This window comes from Pseudomonas sp. IPO3774 (assembly GCF_013386835.1).
Taxonomy (GTDB): Bacteria; Pseudomonadota; Gammaproteobacteria; order Pseudomonadales; family Pseudomonadaceae; genus Aquipseudomonas.
The window spans coordinates 1-13,294 of record NZ_JACAQY010000026.1; the positions used below are offsets into that span (position 1 = coordinate 1).

The 13,294-nt window shown below is 60.1% G+C and carries 10 protein-coding genes; 6 read left to right on the plus strand and 4 right to left on the minus strand.

Features of this window, described 5'->3' with window-relative positions:
- Positions 1-179: 179 nt before the first annotated feature.
- Positions 180-296 carry a cytochrome c oxidase subunit CcoM gene (gene ccoM, locus HYE77_RS32820; protein WP_003210916.1) on the minus strand — a complete coding sequence of 39 codons (117 nt, stop codon included), beginning with the start codon at positions 294-296 and terminating at the stop codon, positions 180-182.
- Positions 297-439: 143 nt separating this feature from the next.
- Entirely contained in the window at positions 440-742 is a 303-nt protein-coding gene (locus tag HYE77_RS15895; protein ID WP_143495551.1) for a hypothetical protein, read from the minus strand.
- Here HYE77_RS15895 and HYE77_RS15900 point away from each other — a divergent pair.
- From HYE77_RS15900 to HYE77_RS15910, 3 genes are all read left to right on the plus strand, one after another.
- Positions 736-1,608 (plus strand): LysR substrate-binding domain-containing protein, encoded by an 873-nt coding sequence (locus HYE77_RS15900; RefSeq protein ID WP_102368259.1) that lies wholly within the window; start codon positions 736-738, stop codon positions 1,606-1,608. The two genes, HYE77_RS15895 and HYE77_RS15900, sit on opposite strands and share 7 nt — an antisense overlap.
- Positions 1,609-1,696: 88 nt before the next feature.
- Positions 1,697-2,167, plus strand: coding sequence for a RidA family protein (locus tag HYE77_RS15905; RefSeq protein ID WP_177068981.1), 471 nt, complete (start codon positions 1,697-1,699; stop codon positions 2,165-2,167).
- The gene (locus HYE77_RS15910) at positions 2,164-3,360 is read left to right on the plus strand and encodes an aminotransferase class V-fold PLP-dependent enzyme (RefSeq protein ID WP_371321560.1); all 1,197 of its coding nucleotides are present in this window, start codon (positions 2,164-2,166) and stop codon (positions 3,358-3,360) included. The genes HYE77_RS15905 and HYE77_RS15910 overlap by 4 nt, the downstream gene beginning before the upstream one ends.
- Here HYE77_RS15910 and HYE77_RS15915 read toward each other — a convergent pair.
- The gene (locus HYE77_RS15915; RefSeq protein WP_008430424.1) at positions 3,357-3,698 is read right to left on the minus strand and encodes a hypothetical protein; all 342 of its coding nucleotides are present in this window, start codon (positions 3,696-3,698) and stop codon (positions 3,357-3,359) included. The two genes, HYE77_RS15910 and HYE77_RS15915, sit on opposite strands and share 4 nt — an antisense overlap.
- A 216-nt stretch (positions 3,699-3,914) precedes the next feature.
- On the opposite strand from HYE77_RS15915, the gene rapA reads away from it, so the two are divergent.
- The gene (gene rapA, locus HYE77_RS15920; protein WP_003210909.1) at positions 3,915-6,761 is read left to right on the plus strand and encodes an RNA polymerase-associated protein RapA; all 2,847 of its coding nucleotides are present in this window, start codon (positions 3,915-3,917) and stop codon (positions 6,759-6,761) included.
- 185 nt (positions 6,762-6,946) lie between these two features.
- Here the strand turns inward: rapA and HYE77_RS15925 are convergent, their stop codons facing one another.
- On the minus strand, positions 6,947-8,293 hold the full coding sequence (locus tag HYE77_RS15925; RefSeq protein WP_177028597.1) for an MFS transporter: 1,347 nt from the start codon (positions 8,291-8,293) through the stop codon (positions 6,947-6,949).
- A 281-nt stretch (positions 8,294-8,574) separates the two neighbouring features.
- On the opposite strand from HYE77_RS15925, the gene HYE77_RS15930 reads away from it, so the two are divergent.
- Both HYE77_RS15930 and HYE77_RS15935 read left to right on the plus strand, forming a co-directional pair.
- Positions 8,575-10,836 (plus strand): bifunctional diguanylate cyclase/phosphodiesterase, encoded by a 2,262-nt coding sequence (locus HYE77_RS15930; RefSeq protein WP_023659115.1) that lies wholly within the window; start codon positions 8,575-8,577, stop codon positions 10,834-10,836.
- Between the two features lie 206 nt (positions 10,837-11,042).
- Positions 11,043-13,220 (plus strand): hypothetical protein, encoded by a 2,178-nt coding sequence (locus tag HYE77_RS15935; protein WP_177068982.1) that lies wholly within the window; start codon positions 11,043-11,045, stop codon positions 13,218-13,220.
- Positions 13,221-13,294 lie beyond the last annotated feature (74 nt).

Sequence of the window (13,294 nt, forward strand, 5' to 3'; positions counted from 1 at the left end):
GTTTTGTAAAAAAGTGACTCGCTGTAAGAGCGAAACCATAAGTAGCCGTTACCGCAGCAACGGATATGTACACAAATCAAAAAATCCAAATCAAAAAATCCAAATCAAAAAATCCAAAACAAAAAAAAGGCGACCGAAGTCGCCCAAAATGCCTTGCGTGCTCATGTATCCGAAAAGACCTAAGGCCTCTTACGCTTATTAGCGTCTTTCCAGATAAAAATTCCAAACCCTACAAAGAACATCACCATGAGGCCAACCGTCAGCACTCCGGCAAACACCACATTATCGAAAAACATGACCGGCCTCCTGCACTTGCCCTGTTGCGATAGGGCTAAGTTAACCAAGAAGACGAAAGAAGAAATTGACGAGGATCAATGTCGCCCGCGACGGAGCGTAAAGAAGGGAAATAACTGACCTGCATCAAACGATGCAGGCTATATCAACGCTTTTTCGGTTTGCTTTTCGGCTTTTTCTTGGGCTTCCCCAACGGCATCGCCTGTTCAAACGCCTGGCGCACTTCATTCAGTCGCTTGTCATTCAGATCATGAACACGTTTGGCCCGTTCGGCATTCAGGTCAATCAGCTTGTCATCGTCACTCATGGCTTGGCTTACGTAATGGCTTGGATGCCCCAATAATGCGTCCTGCGCCAATCCCGCGTAAACAAAATCGATGTCATCCCGCGCATTTGCCCGCAAAATCCCCCCATCCCACCCCCTCACACAGAGCGTTCGACGTGGCACTGCACAAGGACCTTCCCCCACTCCTGGCCCTGCGCGCCTTTGAGGCCGTGGCCCGGCATTTGAGTTTTATCAAGGCCGCCGCCGAGCTGTCAGTGACCCAAAGCGCCCTCAGCCATCAAGTGCAGAAACTCGAACAGCATTTGGGCAAACCGCTGTTTATCCGACGCACCCGCGCCATCGATCTGACCGAAGACGGCCAACACTACTACGACCAGATCCGCCCCGCCCTCGACACCATCGCCGCCGCCACCCGCCAGCAGCAAACACCGCCCGCCACCAGCGTACTGCGCGTCGGCCTGCTCGCCTCGTTCGCCACCTTGTGGCTGGCACCGCGCCTGGCGGGGTTTCTCAGCCGCTACCCACACATCCAGGTGGAGTTGGTGCCGGCGATTCAGCTGGCAGATGTCGCCGCCGCCGAGGTCGACCTGGCGATTCGCTACGGCAAGGGCGACTGGACCGACGTGCAGGCCACGCGCCTGATGAGCGAAACACTGTCACCCGTTTGCAGCCCGGCGTTCAAGGCCAGCCAACTGGCCAATGGCCCGCTGCTGATGGCCACCTCGCACCGCCCTTTCGAGTGGACCGACTGGTCCCGGCATTATCAGGTGGATGTGGAGCACTACCCCAAGGCGCTGCTGCACGACTACAACATCGTGGTCGAAGCCGCCGTCGCCGGCCAGGGCATCGCGATGGGCCGTCACCGCCTGATCGAACGCAGGCTCAAGGAAGGCACATTGGTGGAGGCCTTCGACTGGCCGCCCTATCAAAGCGAGATCGGTTACTGGCTGATTGCCCCGCATGGCGAAACCAGCACGGCGGCCGCCTGTTTTAGTGAATGGCTGCGGGAAATCTGCGCTGACGCATGAGTTATTTCGATACGTCGCGTTAAATCTATCCGTTTGTCGGCGAAAATCGCCCCGCCCATGCTGAAGACTCTTTCCAAGAGGATTCATCATGAGCCACTCCATCTCACAACGCGTACAAGCCCTCGGCCTGAGCCTGCCGACACCCAGCCAGCCGATTGCCAACTACGTCAATTTCGTGATCAGCCAGAACCAGCTGTTCATCTCCGGCCAAATCCCGCTGGTGGACGGCAAACCCACCTACATCGGAAGACTCGGCGAATCCATCAGCGAAGACGAAGGCGCCAAGGCCGCCGAACTCGCGGCGCTGGGCCTGTTGGCACAATTAAGCGATGCCCTGGGCGATGACCTGTCGCGACTGGTGCGCATCATTCGGTTGGGCGTATTTATCGCCAGCAGTGGTGATTTCCAGCGCCAGGGTGCAGTCGCCAATGGCGCTTCGAACTTGCTGGTCAACGCCCTCGGCGACAAGGGCCGGCATGCCCGTACGGCCGTGGGCGTCGCCAGCTTGCCGGGCGGCGTAGCCGTGGAGATCGACGCGATTTTCGAGTTGCAGCCGTGACTGCGCTGTCCCTGACCGAGGTCCGGGAGCTGCGGGACGAAACGCCGGGCTGCCAATCCGGCATCGTCCACTTCAACCACGCCGGGGCCTCCCTGCCCAGCCAAGGGACGCTTGATGCAATCATTGACCAGTTGCAGCGCGAAGCCCGCGACGGCCCGATGGAGGCCGGCGAACACGGTGCACTGCTGGCGGAAAAAGCCCGTCGCGCCGCCGCGCAACTGCTCAATACACCCGTGTCATCGATTGCCTTCGCCAGCAGTGGCTCGACCGCCTGGAGCATGGCGTTCCAGGCGTTGGGCCCGTGGCAGCCAGGCGACCGCATTCTGGTGGGCCGCCACGAATGGGGCGGCAACCTGGCGAGCATGCAGACGGCCGTGCAATCGGGTGCACAAGTAGAAGTGATCCCCTGCGATGAAACCGGCGCGGTATCCGTCGCCGGCCTGGAAGCCATGCTCGACGCCCGGGTGCGGTTGATCGACCTGACCTGGCTCCCCGCCAACAGCGGCTTGATCAACCCGGCCGAGGCCATCGGCGCGTTGGCCAGGCGTCATGGCATTGCCTATTTCATCGACGCCGGGCAAGCCATCGGTCAGGTGCCGGTGGATGTGCAAGCGCTGCACTGCGATGTGCTCAAGGGCGCCGGGCGCAAGCATCTGCGCGGCCCACGGGGGACCGCCCTGCTCTATGTGCGGCCGGATTTTCTCGAGCGCTTGAACCCGGCCCAACGCGATGTGTTTTCGGCGCCCTGGAGCCCTGCGGGATTTGACTTGCGCAACGACGCCCGGCGCTTTGAAACCAGCGAAGTGTCGTTCGCCTTGCTGGCAGGCCTGGGCAATGCGTTGCTGGAGGTCAATCGATTGGGGGTCGAGCGGGTCCGCGAGACGGTCCGGCTGTTAAGCGACACAATCCGTGAACAATTGCGCCGAATCGACGGGATTACCTTGCATGACCTGGGAACCAGCGCAAACCAGTCCGGCCTGATCGCGTTCAACCTGGCCGGCTGGGACGCCTTCGAGCTCAAGCGCCGCCTGGGCCTCAAGCGGATCAACATCGGTGCCAATGGCGTGCCCTACACTCCACTGGACATGCAGGCCCGCGAGCTGGACAGCGTGGCGCGAATCTCCGTGAGCTACCTCAATACGGCGCAAGACATCGAGCAACTGATCGCCGCCCTGCGCGAACTGCGGGATTAAACCTCGACGTCCACCCACAAGCCTTGCCGTGGTGCGTCTTCAATCAACGGCACCACCGGCACGGTGTTGTCGGCGTTGAGTTCGTCACCGGGAACAGCCAGGTGCTCCTGCGAGTCTTCATCGGCTTCGCGGCGACGCTTTTGCTGTTCCTGCTGGCGACGCTGCTCCTCGCGCAGCAGCAAAGCCGCTTCCTCGGGATCGCGCTTTTGCAGGTCGATGGTACTTTCGTTGGAGCCTGGCTGAACCGGCGCCACGGGCGGGATATCCGGCTTCTGGCGCACTGGGTCAAGCTGCGACGTGACCGGCACAACACTCAAGGGCAGCATGGGTGGCAGCATATTATTAGTCTCCTGTTCAGCAGACTGTCGGCTGCGTGGGTGACGACTTGAGCGTCAAGCCGCCAACTTGTGAACCAATCGTCATCTATCCGACGAAGATACCGCCCTTTTTCTTGCCGCTTGTAGCTTAAAGCTCGAAGCTGCACCTATTCCTTTTGGTCTGGAAGCCGTGTTCCGTTAGAATAGTCGGCTTTTTCACGGCGGGAGTCAGGCAGCATGGCGCAGCAGTATCAACCGGGGCAACGCTGGATTAGTGACAGCGAAGCAGAGCTGGGGTTAGGCACCGTTCTGGCACAGGACGGCCGCTTGTTAACCGTGCTCTATCCGGCCACTGGCGACACTCGCCAGTATGCGCTACGGAATGCGCCCCTCACTCGCGTGAGGTTTTCGCCGGGTGACACCATCACCCATTTCGAAGGCTGGAAAATGACCGTGCAAGAAGTCGACGACGTCGACGGCCTGCTGGTCTACCACGGCCTCAATGGGCAGAACGAGCAGGTCACCCTGCCGGAAACCCAGCTCTCGAACTTCATCCAGTTCCGCCTGGCCAGCGACCGTCTGTTCGCCGGCCAGATCGACCCGCTGCCCTGGTTCTCCCTGCGCTACCACACCCTGGAACACACCAGCCGCCAGTTGCAGTCCTCGCTCTGGGGCCTGGGCGGCGTGCGTGCGCAACCGATCGCGCACCAACTGCACATCGCCCGTGAAGTTGCCGACCGTATCGCGCCGCGGGTTCTGCTGGCGGACGAAGTGGGCCTGGGCAAGACCATCGAAGCCGGCCTGGTGATCCATCGCCAGTTGCTGTCGGGTCGCGCCAACCGCGTGTTGATCCTGGTGCCGGAAAACCTCCAGCACCAGTGGCTGGTGGAAATGCGCCGCCGCTTTAACCTGCAGGTCGCACTGTTCGACGAAGAGCGCTTTATCGAAAGCGATGCCACCAACCCGTTCGAAGACACCCAGCTCGCGCTGGTGGCCCTGGAATGGCTGGTGGACGACGAGAAGGCCCAGGACGCGCTGTTCGCGGCCGGCTGGGACCTGCTGGTGGTCGACGAAGCGCACCACCTGGTCTGGCACGAAGAAAAAGCCAGCCCCGAGTACTCTCTGGTGGAACAACTGGCCGAAGTGATTCCGGGCGTGCTGCTGCTCACTGCAACCCCTGAGCAACTGGGCCAGGACAGCCACTTCGCGCGCCTGCGCCTGCTGGACCCGAACCGTTTCCACGACCTGCACGCCTTTCGCGCCGAGAGCGAAAACTATCGCCCGGTGGCCGAAGCCGTCCAGGAACTGCTGGACAAGGGCCGTCTCTCGCCCGCCGCCCACAAGACCATCCAGGGCTTCCTCGGCGACGAAGGCGAAGCGCTGCTGACCGCCGTCAACGATGGCGACGCCGAAGCCAGTGCCCGCCTGGTCCGCGAACTGCTGGACCGCCACGGCACCGGCCGCGTGCTGTTCCGCAACACCCGCGCCGCGGTGCAAGGTTTCCCGGAGCGCAAGCTGCACGCCTACCCGCTGCCGTGCCCGGACGAATACCTCGAGCTGCCCCTGGGCGAGCACGCCGAGCTGTACCCGGAAGTCAGCTTCCAGTCGCAGCCGGACGTCGATGAAGAACAACGCTGGTGGCGTTTCGACCCGCGCGTCGAGTGGCTGATCGACCAGCTGAAGATGCTCAAGCGCACCAAAGTCCTGGTGATCTGCGCCCACGCCGAAACCGCCATGGACCTGGAAGACGCCCTGCGCGTGCGCTCCGGCATCCCGGCCACGGTGTTCCACGAGGGCATGAACATCCTCGAGCGTGACCGCGCTGCCGCCTACTTTGCGGACGAAGAATTCGGCGCCCAGGTGCTGATCTGCTCGGAAATCGGCAGTGAAGGCCGCAACTTCCAGTTCTCCCACCACCTGGTGCTGTTCGACCTGCCGTCCCACCCGGACTTGCTGGAACAACGGATCGGCCGTCTGGACCGGATCGGCCAGAAACATGTGATCGAACTGCACGTGCCGTACCTGGAAACCAGCCCGCAAGAGCGCCTGTTCCAGTGGTACCACGAGGCGCTGAACGCGTTCCTCAACACCTGCCCGACCGGCAACGCCTTGCAGCACCAGTTCGGCCCGCGCCTGCTGCCGCTGCTGGAAAACGCCGACGACGGCGAGTGGCAAGGGCTGATCGACGAAGCCCGTGCCGAGCGCGAGCGCCTCGAAGCCGAACTGCACACCGGCCGCGACCGTTTGCTGGAGCTCAACTCCGGCGGCGCTGGCGAAGGTGATGCGCTGGTGGAAGCGATCCTTGAGCAAGACGACCAGTTCACCCTGCCGATTTACATGGAAACCCTGTTCGACGCCTTTGGCATCGACAGCGAAGACCATTCGGAAAACGCGCTGATCCTCAAACCCAGCGAAAAAATGCTCGACGCCAGCTTCCCCCTGGGCGACGACGAAGGTGTGACCATCACCTACGACCGTAACCAGGCGCTGTCGCGCGAAGACATGCAGTTCATCACCTGGGAACACCCGATGGTGCAGGGCGGCATGGACCTGGTGCTGTCCGGTTCCATGGGCAACACCGCCGTGGCGCTGATCAAGAACAAGGCGCTCAAGCCGGGCACCGTGTTGCTGGAACTGCTCTACGTCAGCGAAGTGGTTGCTCCGCGTTCGCTGCAGTTGGGCCGTTACCTGCCACCGGCGGCACTGCGTTGCCTGCTGGATGCCAACGGCAATGACCTGTCGGGCCGCGTCTCGTTCCTGACCTTGAACGACCAGCTGGAAAGCGTGCCGCGGGCCAGCGCCAACAAGTTCGTCCAGGCCCAGCGCGACCAGCTGACGCCGCGGATCAACGCCGGTGAGGAGAAGATTGCCCCGCGTCACGCCGAGCGTGTGGCCGAGGCTCAACGTCGCCTGGCGGCGGATACCGACGAAGAACTGGCGCGCCTGACCGCGTTGCAAGCGGTCAACCCGACCGTGCGCGACAGCGAACTGGTTGCCCTGCGCCAACAGCGCGAGCAAGGCCTGGCGATGCTCGACAAGGCGGCGCTGCGACTGGAAGCGATTCGGGTGTTGGTCGCGGGCTAACTTCGCCGCCCTACCCTGCCAAACAAAAAGGCCCGCGCAATGCGGGCCTTTTTTATTCACTGTAGACATCGTTGTTATTGATGACCTCTTCGCGAGCAAGCCCGCTCCCACATTTGACCGAGTTCCATCTTGAGAATGCGGTCTAATGTGGGAGCGGGCTTGCTCGCGAAGGCGTCACCTCGGTCTCAGGCAGTAACCGCCGTACCCGGCACCTCCACCACCCCCAACCCATCCTTCATCCGCTGAGCATCGCGCACAAAACTGCGGGACGCCTGGAACAGAAACAGCATGGTCAAAAACAGCGCCACCGGAATCAGGTACATGGCGTCATGCAGTCCCACCGCCTTGTAAGCCTCGGTCATCTGCTGGGCACCGTCGGCATACATCGCCGAATGGGCAAAATGATCCGACAACCCGCCCACCACAATCGGCCCCATGCCACCCCCCAGCAAATACAAGCCGGCGAAGAACAACGCCATCGCCGTGGCCCGCAGGCGCGGCTCGACCACGTCCTGGATCGCCGTATAAACACAGGTATAGAAGTTGTAGGCAAACAACCAGCCCACGCTGAACAACGCCACAAACACACCGATCTCGATCCGCCCGGCGTGCAACGCCCAAGCAGTGGTGACGGTCGAGATGATCAAACTGCACGCCGCGAACAGCAGCCGGCCGTTAGCGATGCGTTGATGGATCTTGTCGGCAATCCAGCCACCCAGGGTCAGGCCCACCAGGCCGGTAATACCGACGATGACACCGGTGGCGACTGCCGCATCCTGCAACGGCAGCAGGAAATAGCGCTGCAGCATCGGCACCAGGAACGAGTTGCAGGCATAGGTGGCGAAGTTGAAGCACAACCCGGCCAGCACCAGCCAGAGGAATGTCGGCACCGCCAGCACCCGGCGAATCGGCCGGTCGACTTTCTCCTGGGAGACTTGCACGGCTTCCGCCGCGCCGCGCTTGGGTTCCTTGATGTAGAACATGAACACCGCAAGGATCAGCCCCGGCACCGCGGCAATAAAGAATGGCGCACGCCAGCTGTCGAACGCCTTGACCATCGCACCAATGGTGAAGAAGGCCAGCAACAGGCCCAAGGGCAGGCCCAGCATGAAGATCCCCATGGCCCGGGCACGGCGGTGGGCGGGAAACAGGTCACCGATCAGCGAGTTTGCCGCCGGCGCATAACTGGCCTCGCCGATGCCGATGCCCATGCGCACCAGCAAAAAGGTCCAGAAACTGCCCACCAGACCATTGACCGCTGTCAGGCCACTCCACGCCGCCAGGCCCCAGCCCATGAGTTTGCTGCGCGAGCCGGTATCGGCCAGGCGCCCCAGCGGCAAGCCGGCAATTGCATAAACAATGGTGAACGCGGTACCGATGATCCCGAGCTGGAAGTCGCTGAGGTGCCACTCCATGCGGATCGGCTCGATGATGATCGCGGGAATGGTGCGGTCGAAAAAGTTGAACAGGTTGGCCAGGAACAGCAGGAACAGAATGCGCCAGGCATTCGCCGCTTGGGTCGAGTTCTGCATGGGTCCGTCTCTTTTATTGTTATGTGAGCCGCGATGCCAGACGCATCCTGAGCCCGGAACCTGCAATCTAGTCAGCCTCGTGGGGATTGTCTGTAATGATTCGTAAGTCTGATGTCACTCCATCGGGCGACCCGGGCGGTCATCCCTAATCATTTGGTTCTAGTTGTTTATAAAATCATCGCCAAATAATTAGAAGCAATCTGCCATCAATCCTTGTAACTCGCTCACGCTCTCTATACTGAAAGACGCAGTCAGACTAAAACTCTGTGACGGGACATGCTATGGAATGGCTTGGTTTGCATTTTTTTACCGACCTTCCGGACAGTGGGCACTTATTACTCAATTGCAGTCATAACCCCTTTCTGGTGCTACTGGCTTACGTGGTGGCCTGTGCAGCGGGCTTCGGCACCCTGGACATGGCCGAGCGGGTCGGCCATGTCGACAACCCCAAGGCTCAACGGCACTGGCGCTGGGTAGGCGCGGGCTGCCTGGCAGGCGGCATCTGGTCGACCCACTTCATCAGCATGCTGGCCTTCCAGGCGCCTATCGCGATTCACTACGAATTGATCATGACGTTCGCCTCGCTGCTGATCGCCCTGATCGCGGCGCTGTTCGCCATGCAAACCCTTAGTCATCCAAGGCTGCGCGCCCACCAATATGTGCTGGCGTCGGTGTGGATGGGGCTGGGTATTGCGCTGATGCACTACGTGGGCATGTCGGCCATGCGCTCCGAGGCGGGCGTGTATTTCGAGACTGGCTTGTTCCTCGCCTCTGTGTTGATCGCGATCGGCGCCAGCCTGGCGGCGTTGCTGCTGTCGCTGTACCTGCGCAACGGCACCGGCATGTTCCATCAATTGCTCAAGTACGCGGCCAGCCTGGTGCTCGGCGCGGGCATTATCAGCATGCACTTCACCGGCATGGCGGCCATGCAGCTGCTGGTACCCGAAGACCTCGTACAGTCGGCACTGCCGGTGGACAACAACCCGGTCCAACTGGGGCTGCTGGTGGCGGTCATCGCTCTGCTGGTGATTGGCAGCAGCATCAGTGCTGCCCTCGCGGACAAGAAGCTGCAACACAAGGAAACCGACCTGCGCCGGGTCAACGCCCTGCTCACCGAACTGGACCAGGCCCGCGCCTCGCTGCAACAGGTGGCGCATTACGATGCCCTGACCACCCTGCTCAACCGCCGTGGTTTCAACCAGATCTTCGCCGAGAAACTCGCGGAAAAAACCGCCACCGACGGCATGCTGGCGGTGATCTTCCTGGATATCGATCACTTCAAGCGCATCAACGACAGCCTCGGCCATGACGCCGGCGACGAACTGCTGACGGTGCTGGCCGGCCACATCAAAAGCTCGGTGCGCAGCCATGACGACGTGGTCGCGCGGTTTGGCGGTGACGAATTCTGCATCCTGATCAGCATCCATCACCGCGATGAAGCGCGGCACATGGCCCAGCGCATCATGCAGAAAATGAAAGACCCCATCGAACTGGCCGGCCGGCGCATGGTGATGACCACCAGCATCGGCATCAGCCTGTTTCCCGAAGACGGCAAAACCAGCGAAGAGCTGCTGAAGACCGCTGACCTGGCGCTGTATCAGTCCAAGGATGCCGGGCGTAATAGCCTGAACTTCTTCAGCTCCAACCTGAAAACCCGGGCCTTCCTGGAACTGCAGCTGGAAGAGGAACTGCGCGCCGCACTGCGGGGCAAGAACGAGTTGGTGCTGTTTTACCAACCGATACTTGACCTGAAAAAAGGCAGGGTCACGCGCCTCGAAGCCCTGGTGCGCTGGCAACACCCCCAACATGGCCTGCTGACCCCGGACCGGTTCATCGGCATTGCCGAAAGCAACGGGCTGATTGCCGAACTGGATCACTGGGTGCTGCGCCAGGCCTGTCACGACCTGAGCCTGCTGTCGGAACAAGGCCACACCGAATTGGTCATGGCCGTGAACTGCTCGGCCCTGAACCTGACCCGTGACGAGTTGGCCGATGAGATCGAAAACGCCCTGCGCTTCGGCGGGATCGCGGCCAATCGCCTGGAACTGGAAGTAACCGAGAACGCGCTGATGGGCAATATCAGCAGCACCCTGGCATTGCTGCGGCAAATCCGCGCCCTGGGCGTGTCGCTGTCCATCGACGACTTCGGCACCGGCTACTCGTCCCTCGCCTACCTCAAGCGCCTGCCGTTGAACACCTTGAAAATCGACCGTTCATTTATCCAGGATATCCCCAAGTCGAACGCCGACATCGAGATCGTCCAGGCCATTATCGGCATGGCCCACACCCTGCACCTGCAGGTGGTGACAGAGGGCGTGGAAACCCTGCAACAATTTGAAGTGGTGCAAAAACACGGCTGTGATTTTGTTCAGGGTTACCTGCTCAGCGCTGCGGTGCCGTTGAGTGATATCAGCGCGGTGATCAACAGCCTGGACCAGAACAACCTGTTCAGCCTGCTGGGCCTGACGGGGGGTGACCCCGCGCCGAAAGATCCGCCTTCGGGTCGTGCGGGCCCGGCGTCCATCGTTCGGCCAATTCGCTGACGCCGTTTATTTGGCAAATCGCCATCATTTCACTAAAGAACCCCGACGAACGGCCGATTCATCAGAGTCCGGCCAGGCTTTCCCCTTAAAACCCTAGGGTTAAACCCTATCGCCCAGGACCAGGACGCACTGTAAAGTCGCGATCTCTCATTCTGTGATGGCTATTTGATACTTACTCAGCCATCCGTCCAGGCACATGGCGCACAATGACTTCTAAAAATAACTCTGCCACTGCGGTATCCGACGTGTTGCTGACAGCCCCTGCGGAAAAACCCTCAGGTTCAAAGTCATTGAGCACCGCCCGCCCACTGGCCACCCAGCAGTACCTGTACTTCACCGAAACCAACACCGACCGCATCCTCGACAACCTCGACGGCCTGCGCGACATGGTGTTCCCGCGCGCACCGAACCTGGAAGTCGACGGTGAACTGCGCAATGAGCAGGAATTCCCCTCGGTGTGCCTGATCGGCCTGGGCCGCTGTGGCTCCAACATTGCCCTGGATGTGGCAGAGCTGGTGTACAACGCCCGCAAGTTCTACCTCAACGAATTCAGCAACGAAGACAAATCAACCGACAAGGGCTACCGCCCCGCCCAGTGGATTCGCAACAACCTGCGCCTGGGTTCGAACAAGGGCACCAAACCGGTGTTCCTGGTCGAGCCGCTGGTGATGCTGGGCGACCTGGACAAGGACATTGCCGGGCGCATCCGTTTCTCGCGCAAGGGTGAGAAAAGCGGTTTCCTGCGGGACTACAGCAAGATGAAAATCATGGACCTCTCGGAAGTCCATGCCGGCGGCGCCGGTAACGCGCCGATCCTCGGCCAGTACCTGGCCAAGATCATCCTCAACAAAGACACGCAGCGCTTCTCCAGCCCCGATTGGAAGATGATCCACTCGTACCTGATCGACTCCTGCGGCATCAAGGCCAACCAGTCGCGCCTGTACTTCTCGATCTTCAGTGCCGGCGGCGGTACCGGTTCAGGCATGGCCTCGGAGTTCGGCCTGGCCCAGCAGCACTCGTACATGAACAAGACGTTCGACACCAAGCCCGCCGATGAACATGACAGCAAAAGCGGTCACGCCTTCGTGTTCGAGCCGATCTTCACCAGCGGGATTTGTGTGCTGCCGAACATCTCCGATCACCGCAGCGAAATGTCCGAGGCGCTGCACATCAACGCCGGGCGGCTGTTGTGCAAATACCTATCGGAAGAATGGGACTTCTCGTACAACTTCGACAATGAAGACAGCAGCGAAGCCAGCGTGAAAGGCCGTATCCGACCGTGGAACGCAATGATGTTGATCTCCAACGACATCATGCGTTACGCCGAGGAAAGCGATGACGGCAACATCCAGAACATTGATGTCAATGCCATGGAAAAGCACGCCAACCAGTACATCTCGCAGCAGATCTTCAACATTCTGACGGCCCAGGCGGTTACCACCGACTACGACCAGAACTACTTCCGTCGCGCCGGGATCGACATTGGCGAGACCATCCGCCTGGATGCCAACGACCTGTTCATGAGCCTGGCCGGCCCGGTAGCGATTGCCTATGCCGAATCGGTGGTGCCGGAAACGCCGGCGCCTTCGAGCGACAAGTTCAAGGTGTTCGAAAAAGAGCCGCAGCGGCTGAACATCGACGACTTGTTTTTCCGTTCCATTGATCTGCCGCACTTCAACAAGGTGACCCAGGCGATCGAAGGCATCAGCCTGTTGCCGATTGAGTCCAAGCGGTACAAGGCCTCCCTGGAGCAGTACAAGAATTCCGGCTATGACGCGGCGGCGTTGCATGACTTGCACTTCTTCAAGAACTGCTCGTCGGTGGTGTCGATTGTGTCGTTGCCCAAGGATTACAAGCTGTCCTATATGGACCTGAATCGGCTCAAGACGCACCTCAACAGCCTGTTTCCCAATACGACGCTCAAACGGTATGCGCTGGTGATCGGGGCGTCGGCCAACTTGTCGCTCACGACCTTGATCGCTAAAAGCCCGTGCCTGTCGGATGATTTTTTGACGTTGATCGTGGCATTTATCAAGCGCTGTTTTGCGCGTAATCCGTATCGGTTTGATGACACCTTGGATAATTCGATCCTGGATTTCATCATCCATGAGGATTTTGATGAAGACCGGATTGATGAGCTGCTCAACGAGTTCGAGAACCCGGCGAAGATCCTGGATACCAACTGGTATGCGATCAAGCCGATGTACGAGAAGAAGTATCGTGAGTTGATCAACGACAAGGACAAGTTTGTGTCGATCAACGATATTCGTCTGTCGCGGGATTGTGTGAAGAAGGCGATCAAGTACCTGCGTGAGATTTATCGTCACCGGATTGGGAAGACCAAGGTTATTTCGCTGAATAACCATACCGGGAAGACGGCGTAGGCTTTGTTGCTGAGGTGGGGTGTATATCCGTTATTTGGGTGATGGCTTATATCGGTTCCGCTCTTACAGCGGCT

Coding starts and splice junctions, on each gene's coding strand:
- HYE77_RS15915 (WP_008430424.1), bottom strand. CDS start 3,698: ATGCTGCCACCCATGCTGCCCTTGAGTGTTGTGCCGGTCACGTCGCAG.
- HYE77_RS15935 (WP_177068982.1), top strand. CDS start 11,043: ATGACTTCTAAAAATAACTCTGCCACTGCGGTATCCGACGTGTTGCTG.
- HYE77_RS15930 (WP_023659115.1), top strand. CDS start 8,575: ATGGAATGGCTTGGTTTGCATTTTTTTACCGACCTTCCGGACAGTGGG.
- HYE77_RS15925 (WP_177028597.1), bottom strand. CDS start 8,293: ATGCAGAACTCGACCCAAGCGGCGAATGCCTGGCGCATTCTGTTCCTG.
- rapA (WP_003210909.1), top strand. CDS start 3,915: ATGGCGCAGCAGTATCAACCGGGGCAACGCTGGATTAGTGACAGCGAA.
- ccoM (WP_003210916.1), bottom strand. CDS start 296: ATGTTTTTCGATAATGTGGTGTTTGCCGGAGTGCTGACGGTTGGCCTC.
- HYE77_RS15905 (WP_177068981.1), top strand. CDS start 1,697: ATGAGCCACTCCATCTCACAACGCGTACAAGCCCTCGGCCTGAGCCTG.